General features: G+C 69.5%; 7 protein-coding genes. 3 read left to right on the top strand and 4 right to left on the bottom strand.

The window, feature by feature from the left end:
• The first annotated feature begins 235 nt into the window (after positions 1–235).
• Positions 236–481, top strand: a complete 246-nt coding sequence (locus ACGFIW_RS32495; protein ID WP_393324051.1) for a flavin reductase — start codon at positions 236–238, stop codon at positions 479–481.
• A 2,374-nt stretch (positions 482–2,855) separates the two neighbouring features.
• On the opposite strand, the gene ACGFIW_RS32490 is transcribed toward ACGFIW_RS32495, so the two are convergent.
• Entirely contained in the window at positions 2,856–3,101 is a 246-nt protein-coding gene (locus ACGFIW_RS32490) for a hypothetical protein (protein ID WP_393324048.1), read from the bottom strand.
• Between the two features lie 160 nt (positions 3,102–3,261).
• On the opposite strand from ACGFIW_RS32490, the gene ACGFIW_RS32485 reads away from it, so the two are divergent.
• The gene (locus ACGFIW_RS32485; RefSeq protein ID WP_393324045.1) at positions 3,262–3,507 is read left to right on the top strand and encodes a hypothetical protein; all 246 of its coding nucleotides are present in this window, start codon (positions 3,262–3,264) and stop codon (positions 3,505–3,507) included.
• Positions 3,508–3,926: 419 nt separating this feature from the next.
• Entirely contained in the window at positions 3,927–5,765 is a 1,839-nt protein-coding gene (locus tag ACGFIW_RS32480; RefSeq protein WP_393324042.1) for an NHL domain-containing thioredoxin family protein, read from the top strand.
• A gap of 34 nt (positions 5,766–5,799) precedes the next feature.
• On the opposite strand, the gene ACGFIW_RS32475 is transcribed toward ACGFIW_RS32480, so the two are convergent.
• From ACGFIW_RS32475 to ACGFIW_RS32465, 3 genes are read right to left on the bottom strand one after another with little or no spacing between them, the layout of a single operon-like run.
• On the bottom strand, positions 5,800–6,549 hold the full coding sequence (locus tag ACGFIW_RS32475; protein WP_393324039.1) for a LamB/YcsF family protein: 750 nt from the start codon (positions 6,547–6,549) through the stop codon (positions 5,800–5,802).
• Positions 6,533–7,396 carry a biotin-dependent carboxyltransferase family protein gene (locus ACGFIW_RS32470; RefSeq protein WP_393324037.1) on the bottom strand — a complete coding sequence of 288 codons (864 nt, stop codon included), beginning with the start codon at positions 7,394–7,396 and terminating at the stop codon, positions 6,533–6,535. Before ACGFIW_RS32470 ends, ACGFIW_RS32475 begins: the two co-directional genes overlap by 17 nt.
• Entirely contained in the window at positions 7,393–8,061 is a 669-nt protein-coding gene (locus ACGFIW_RS32465) for an allophanate hydrolase subunit 1 (protein ID WP_393324034.1), read from the bottom strand. Before ACGFIW_RS32465 ends, ACGFIW_RS32470 begins: the two co-directional genes overlap by 4 nt.
• Between the last annotated feature and the right edge of the window lie 9 nt (positions 8,062–8,070).

Here is an 8,070-nt window from a genome sequence, read left to right as displayed (position 1 = left end):
GCCGGATGCTCGGAAACGGGCACGTCCGGTTCGGGAGGCGGCATGGGGAAACGGGCCGGCCGGAAGACCGACACCGCGCCCCATGCCGACCTCACGAGCTGAATGCCGCAGGTGACGCGGTGGCTCGGCGGGAGCTGTTCGTGATGCGCGGTGGGGTGCAGGTCCTGGCGCAGGCAGCACGCACCGCCAGCGAGCCCCGCCGTCCGATTCGCCGCGCCCCATTGAGGGTCGGCTGATGGTGAGACTTGAGGACCACCTCCCGATCAGGCCCTCCTGGCGCTGCCCGGCCTGCGGCATCCTCTGGCCCTGTTCGGCAGCGAAGCTGCGCCTCCTCGGCGAGTACCGCAACGATCGGCCGGGGCTGTTGGTGCACCTGACGAAGGTCCAGGAGGAGGCGGTTGCCGACCTGGTCAAACTTAACCCGGGCACCGTGCTTCCCGACCTGACGCCCCGCTTCGTCGGGTGGGCCGAGGCCCGTTAGCCCCGCCCCCGGCAGGCCCAGCACGCGTTGTTCGAGAGGCTTGCGTCGCCGAAAGCCGTCCTGATGACGCACATTTGTCCTAGCGCCGACCCGGCCCCGCCCGCCAGTCGTCCCGTCCAGCGTTCGGACGTTGCCGGTCGTCGCCTGTGTCGGCAACCCGCCGAGGACGCCCGATCCGGTGGCAGCACCGCCCACGAAGGCCGACGCGACGCCGTCAGGCGGCACGCCCGAAGGAACTCATGCCCGCCTGACCCGGCTGCCGGGGTCGATCGGACACCAGCCGGTCGGAAGCCTCAGCGCTGTACGTGGCGTCGGCCAGGCAACGGGCAGCGCCAGTCCCCGTACTGGGGCGGGCGCTGTCGCCTCTTCGGTCGGTTAGCTCCGAATGCGGAACAGATCGGCCAGCGCCCGCAGAACAGCCGGCAACTTATCCGGCGGGACCTTGAACATCGCGACCAAGGCGACGATCAGGCGAGGCACGGCGTAGGCGACCAGGACAGCAATCAGGGTCCACGGTCCAGCGTGAGCGAGCAACTCTAGCGTGGGCACAGCGAAGCAACCCCTTAGGGTCAACCTCGCGGCGGCCAAGGCACGCGAGTCAGGTTCGCCGATCCCGGTCAGGCATGAAGTTCTGCTGGCAGCCTACCCCGGCGGCAGCTACTCGGCGACACGCGCCCAGGTCGGCGCGCCAAGAGGAATCTGTTGGATAACGCCAACACCGGGCAGTAGCAATACTCCAGTCCGGCAGCGCCCGCAGATCGCCGTCGCTGGATAGGCAACGTCTCCAGGGCGACGCGGGAGCGGAACCGCGCGTGGCGGGCGCCTCTCCGGTGCGATGGGGCCGTTTACAGGCTGATCGGGTCGGTTTGTGGGCCCTCGGCCGCTGGGTGTCCACAACCAAACCTGACCGCCCTTACCGGCATACAGGATGGCAATCGTGGTGTGTGGCTTCGAGCAGTCACACGTCAGTCGATCAAGCTCCCGGTACTGACCCGGATCAGCCTTGATCGTCGCGGCCTGCTCCTCGAAGACGTCCATAGCTCAATCCCTCTCGTCCCGCTTGATCAACGACTGCGCCGCCCTGACGGGATAGATGGACATCCGGTGAATGGCGGAAACCGGGGGCGGCGATGCTGCCGCCCCCGGTCCTTGTCAGCCAGCCGGCGGGAAAATCTCCGTCACGGCGACTGACATATCTCGCTCCCGGTGTAGGTCTAGGCCTACACTCGTTACATCGTCCGCCTCGTTACAACTCGTTACAACGAGGCGAGGCGACACGAGGGCCGACGCCTGGGCGTGGAAACTTCGGCGACGGCTTGACGCTGGTGGTGTGGGTCTGCCGGCCTGTTGGTTCAGGTGGGCCCACCCCCGGATGAGTCGGTCAGGATGACGACCAACGTCACCACGTAGTAGACGATCTTCAGTGCAGTTGCTGCTACTTCGCCCGCTCTCCGGCACCAGTCGGTGTTGAATCGCGAGCCGTGGCCCGATGGACGGGCCGAGTGTTTTCCCACTACCACCTCCCAAGGTCCGGGGGCCCACTACGGACCTTCCGTCGCCCCCGCGCGCTGGGGACGTGCTGTGAGACGTGGTGAGCGTTCCCATTTCAGGCTGGCCGATAGGGTCCCACCGCAGCCCTGGCCGCCCTCTCGACTCCTCCCTTCCTCCTTGATGGAGACGCTACAGCGCGCCAACAGCAGGCTGAACCCAACGTGTAGTCGCCTTGCAGCAAAGCAACTACTACATACAGTCGGTCCCACAGGAAGCCGGGTCAAGTTGACCGGCATGGCTGGCGCGTCATGGAACGTTCAGGTCCTCCTGGGATCACCGTGCAACAGCAAGCAGCATTGAGCGATGTGGAGAAATGCGGAAGCGAGCGGTCTAGACCGCTGTTCGCGATTTGCGATATCCGGCAATCGGGATGTGCAACGCAAAGACCCATTCGCGATCAACCCCAGGCTCGTCGGTCTGCGGCTGGACCTGGACAGGTCTTGAGGACCAGGACCGAGCCCAGCTTTGAGGACGCCTTCCGGCGTGGTCCGACAGGTCCGCCAGACCTACTAGCGACACGGACATGAGGGCCCTCGGGGATCTTGCACCCCGGGGGCCCTTGCGCGTCCTCGGTGCCGTGCCCGTGACTGTCCAGCTTCCCCTACCACGCCCCGGTGCCGGCCCACCCCGGCCACTCCGGTGGCCCGACTCCTGATTCGGCCGCACGGCACGCCGCGTCCTCGCCGTGAGCGTCGCGTGGTCGCGACTTGCTCAGCGTGAGGGTTTCTGTCGCGACCCTGGGAGTGATCCCCCTTAGCGCCGCCCCCACCGAAGTGGCATAGCGCCTCCCGGTCTGTACGGGCGTAGAGGTTGCGGTCAGCGGTTATGCGGCTGGCTCAAACAGCTCTCGGAACTGGTCGTCACTAACGACCGTCAACGATTTGCCGATCTTGACGAGCCACTGTCCCCGCTCAACCACGAAGTTCGCGCCGTCGTTGTACGCGTTGAAGTAACCCCGCGCGTTGTCGACGCTTGCTTGCGGGTGGACACCCTTCACGAGAGCCGCGAGGGCTTGAAAGCTGTCCTCGCCGTATTGCACAGCTTGAACCGGCTTACGCAACGTATACATGCCTTCTCCCAACCTTCCACTACTCAAAGCAGCGCCTATTGATCAACTATGACTCGGCAACAATAGCGGTCAGGTAGGACAATTCATCCCCAGTGGATGGTTCATGACCTTCAGCAGCCATCGAGCGCCTGCGGTCGCACACCTGACCTAGCCTGTGGTTGTGGTTAGACGAATCGCAGACCTTCGCCATGTGCCGGACGATGAACTTATAGCCGAGCACGACAATTTGGCCCAGCACACCATGTCCGGAACTGCCTACTATATGGACGAATTGGAGCGCCGCGAGCGCCGCAGAGCCATCGAAGCCTCAGACCGCCTCGCGCGTCGCGCCTACCGCCTCGCCTGGTCTAACACCCTCCTCGCGCTGGTCGCCGCCGCTGCCGCGATCGTGGCCCTCTTCAAGTAGTCCTGGCATGAGACAGTGTCCCGCCCGGCTCGATTCCGGTGCGGGGCCTCTCGGCTTTAGGCGGCGAGGGCTCCCGTCGGACGTTGAAGCCTCCGTCACGGGCAGAGGCAGGTCGTCAGTCCCCTCGGTAGTTGCCTACCCGTGTCGCCGGATGGTCCGACCGTACGCGTAATGGCCCTCGGAGGTCGCCGACTACCTCGGCGTCTCCCGCAGGGCGCCACGATCCTGGTTGGCCGCCCAGATTCCCCGGCCCCGACCGAGACGTTGACCGTCGGCCGAATCTGGGACGCGGTCGAGGGCCGCGAGTACGCCGCAAAGCGGCGGGAGCGCAACGAAGGCGGCGCGGGCTAGAAAGCCCTCGGCCGTTTGTCATCCGGGTCACGACGGCCTGCCCGATGCGGCGTGGCAGGCTGGCAGGTATGGGAACGACAGCGCGCGTACGTGCGCCCGAACTGCGGGGCCGCCAGTGGCTCAACACGGGCGGACGGAATCTGACCTTGCAGGACCTTCGCGGCAAGATCGTGATCGCGGACTTTTGGACGTTCTGCTGTATCAACTGCCTGCACGTGCTCGACGAGCTGCGCCCGCTGGAGGAGAAGTACGGCGACGTGCTCGTCGTGATCGGGGTGCACTCGCCGAAGTTCGAGCACGAGAAGGACGCTGACGCGCTCGTCGCCGCCGTCGAGCGGTACGGGGTGCACCACCCCGTGCTCGACGATCCCGAGATGGACATGTGGCAGCAGTACGCGGCCCGGGCCTGGCCGACCCTGTCGGTGATCGACCCCGAGGGTTACGTGGTGGCCACCATGGCGGGCGAGGGTCACGCCGAGGGGTTGGCCCGGCTGATCGACGAGCTGATCGCCACCCACGAGGCCAGGGGCACCCTGCACCGGGGCGACGGCCCGTACGTCTCGCCGCCGGCCCCGGAGACGGCGCTGCGCTTCCCGGGTAAGGCGGCGCTGCTGCCGACCGGCAACCTGCTGGTCTCGGACTCGGCCCGGCACTCCCTGGTCGAGGTGGCCCCCGACGGCGAGACGCCGGTACGCCGGATCGGCTCGGGCGAGCGGGGCCGGGCCGACGGGTCGGGTGCCGAGGCGACGTTCTCCGAGCCGCAGGGGGTGTGCCTGCTGCCCACGCATGTCGCCGAGGTGGCCGGCTACGACCTGGTGGTGGCCGACACCGTCAACCACCTGCTGCGCGGCGTACGGCTAGAGTCCGGCGAGGTGGTCACCGTGGCCGGCAGCGGCCGGCAGTGGCGCGCCGAGGTCGACGACCACGCCCACGACGCCCTCGCGGTGGATCTCTCGTCCCCGTGGGATCTGGCCTGGTACGACGACAAGCTGATCATCGCGATGGCCGGCATCCACCAGCTCTGGTGGTTCGACCCGATCAAGCGGACGGCCGGCATGTACGCCGGCACCACAGTCGAGGCGCTGCGGGACGGCCCGCTGGCCGAGGCGTGGATGGCGCAGCCGTCGGGGCTGTCCGTCTCCACCGACGGCACCCGGCTCTGGATCGCCGACAGCGAGACCAGCTCCCTCCGGTACGTCGAGAACGGCGTGTTGGGCACCGCCGTCGGGCAGGGCCTGTTCGACTTCGGGCACGTGGACGGTCCGGCGGAGTCGGCACTCCTGCAACACCCGTTGGGTGTGTGCGCGCTGCCGGACGGCTCGGTGCTGATCGCGGACACGTACAACGGTGCGGTTCGGCGCTTCGACCCGGCCACCAACCAGGTCTCCACCGTCGCCGACGGGTTGGCCGAGCCGAGCGACCTGGTGCTCACCCCGTCCGGTGAGGTGCTGGTGGTGGAGTCCGCCGCGCACCGGCTGACGCGGCTCGCCCCGGGTGCCCTGTCGGCGGCGGGTGCCAGCACGGTGGACGGCCCCCGGCACCGCACCGAGCGCAAGCCGACAGATGTCGCGGCCGGCGAGGTCACGCTGGACATCGTCTTCACCCCGGCGCCGGGGCAGAAGCTGGACGAGACGTTCGGGCCGTCGACCCGGTTGGTGGTCTCCGCGTCCCCGCCGGAACTGCTGGTCGACGGTGCCGGCACCGGCACCGAGCTGTCCCGCCGGCTGGTGCTCAACGCCGAGGTCACCGCCGGGGTGCTACAGGTGACCGCCCAGGCTGCGACCTGCGACGCGGACGTCGAACACGCGGCCTGCCACCTGACCCGGCAGGACTGGGGCGTACCGGTGCGGGTCGTCGACGGCGCCGTGACCCGACTGCCGCTGGTGCTGCGCGGCCTGGACGCCTGAGGTGATCGGAGGGGCCCGGGTGGGGCCCCTCCGATCACGCGAACGGGGCCAGGGTGATGTCGGCGTCGATCAGGCTGGCGCGGACGAGTTCGGCCGCGGAGACCGCGCCCGGGGTGTCGCCGTGTACGCAGATCGAGTCGACCGAGCAGGGGATGACGGTGCCGTCGATCGCCACCACGCTGCGTTCGGTGGCCATCCGCGCCGCCCGTTCGGCCACCTGCTCCGGGTCGGTGATCACCGCGCCGGGGGTGCCGCGCGGCACCAGTGCCCCGTTGGGCAGGTAGGCACGGTCGGCGAAGGCCTCCGCGACGACCGGCAGACCCGCGCCGACGGCGAGTTGGGCGAGCGTCGAGCCGGGTAGGCAGAGGATGGGCAGCTCGGGGTCGTAGCCACTGACCGCGGCGACCACCGCCGCCGCCTGGGATTCGTCTGTGCTGGCCGCGTGGTAGAGCGCGCCGTGCGGCTTGAGGTAGCGCACCCGGGTGCCGAACAGCCGGCAGAACGCGTCAAGCGCCCCCACCTGGTAGGTCACCTCGTCGCGTAGTTCGGCGAAGTCGTACGCGATGTGCCGCCGGCCGAAGCCGGCCAGGTCCCGGTAGCCGACCTGCGCGCCCACCGCGACCCCACGCCGCGCGGCGCCCTCGCAGACCCGCCGCATGGTGGACGGGTCGCCGCCGTGGAAACCGCAGGCGACGTTGGCGGAGGTGACGAGGCTCAGCAGCGCCTCGTCGTCGCCGAGTCGCCAGATGCCGAATCCCTCGCCCAGGTCAGCGTTGAGGTCCATGGAATCTGACGGTAGTCCCTGGCCGGGCCTGCGCGAGCAGGGTCACGTCGGTGACCACCCCGATGACGGGGTATCCGCCCGTGGTCGGATGATCGGCGAGGAAGATCAGGGGTTGTCCGTCCGCCGGCACCTGCACCGCGCCGAGCACGATGCCCTCGCTTGGCAGTTCGCCGGCCACCGCGCGGGGCAGCGGCGCTCCGGCGAGCCGCGCGCCGACCCGGTTGCTCACCGGGCTGACGGTGTACGCGGTGCCGAACAGCCTGTCGAAAGCGGTCGGCGTGAACCAGTCCTCGCGCGGGCCGAGGCGCAGCATCAGGTGCAGCTCCGGTGGGGGCGAGGAGCAGACGGTCAGGTCCACCGGCGCGGGTGCGCCGCACGGCTCACCGAGCGGCAGCAGATCGCCGTCGCGCAGCGCGGGCGGGCCGAGCCCGGACAGGGTGTCGGTGGCCCGACTGCCGAGCACCGGCGACACGTCGACACCGCCCGCCACCGCCAACCAACTCCGTACGCCCCGTCGGGCGGGACCGATCCGCAGCACCGTCCCCGCCGGCACGCTGAGCGGACGCCCAACGTCACCGGGCCGGTCGCCCGCGCGGACCGTCACCTCGGCACCGGTGACCGCCACCGTGGTGGCCCTGGTCAGCCGCAGTGTGCAGCCGGACAGGGTGATCTCCAGGCCGGCGGCGTGCTCCGGATTGCCGACCAGCCGGTTGGCCAACCGCAGAGCTGCCGGGTCGAGGGCACCGGACCGGGGTACGCCCAGATGCGCCCAGCCGGGCCGCCCCAGATCCTGCACGGTGGTCAACGCGCCGGCGTGGAGCACCTCGACAGCGGCCGAGCGGGTCATGCGGCCGCCATCCGGACCGCGGTGCCCGGGCCAAGCCGGGCCGGTGGGTCGGCGTACTCGTCGAAGAGGACCAGCTCGGTCCGGCCGACCAGCAACCAGCCGCCGGGAGACGCACTCGGATAGATGCCGGCGTACGGCCCGGCCAGGGCGACCGACCCGACCGGCACCCGGGGGCGAGGAGTGGCCAGCCGGGGCAGCGCCAACTCGCCGGGCAGCCCGGTCAGATAGGGGAACCCGGGGGCGAATCCGCAGAACGCGACCCGGAACCGGGTGCCTGTCAACCGACGCAACACGGCCGACACGGTCACGCCCCAGTGCTCGGCCACCGTCGGCAGGTCCGGCCCGTCGAACTCGACCGGAACGACCACCTCCGTACCGCCCCCGTGCTCGTCGGCGGCGTGCTCGTCGGCGGCGTTGGCGCGGTTCGTCTGGGGGACATTGGTCGCCCATTGGGTGAGCTGCTCGATCGTGACGGCCGGGTCGGGCAGGCCGTCGAGCAGGACGGTGCTGGCCGCTGGCACGATCTCGGCGGCGAGCAGTTCCCCGTGCTCGCGACGCCGCCACAGTTCGGCCCGCCAGGCTTCGACAAGCGTGGCTTCGGGAACGTCGGCGGGGGCGGTGCAGTCGAGGAGCAGGGCGTGCGCCCCGACGGGTCGGATCCGCATCCGTTCATC

This window comes from Micromonospora sp. NPDC048935 (assembly GCF_043197875.1).
GTDB lineage: Bacteria > Actinomycetota > Actinomycetes > Mycobacteriales > Micromonosporaceae > Micromonospora.
This window is presented reverse-complemented; position numbering and strand designations above follow the sequence as displayed.

Excerpts from the sequence above, each read along its gene's own strand:
- ACGFIW_RS32480 (WP_393324042.1), top strand. The coding sequence starts at position 3,927 with ATGGGAACGACAGCGCGCGTACGTGCGCCCGAACTGCGGGGCCGCCAG.
- ACGFIW_RS32470 (WP_393324037.1), bottom strand. The coding sequence starts at position 7,396 with ATGACCCGCTCGGCCGCTGTCGAGGTGCTCCACGCCGGCGCGTTGACC.
- ACGFIW_RS32475 (WP_393324039.1), bottom strand. The coding sequence starts at position 6,549 with ATGGACCTCAACGCTGACCTGGGCGAGGGATTCGGCATCTGGCGACTC.
- ACGFIW_RS32465 (WP_393324034.1), bottom strand. The coding sequence starts at position 8,061 with ATGCGGATCCGACCCGTCGGGGCGCACGCCCTGCTCCTCGACTGCACC.
- ACGFIW_RS32495 (WP_393324051.1), top strand. The coding sequence starts at position 236 with ATGGTGAGACTTGAGGACCACCTCCCGATCAGGCCCTCCTGGCGCTGC.
- ACGFIW_RS32490 (WP_393324048.1), bottom strand. The coding sequence starts at position 3,101 with ATGTATACGTTGCGTAAGCCGGTTCAAGCTGTGCAATACGGCGAGGAC.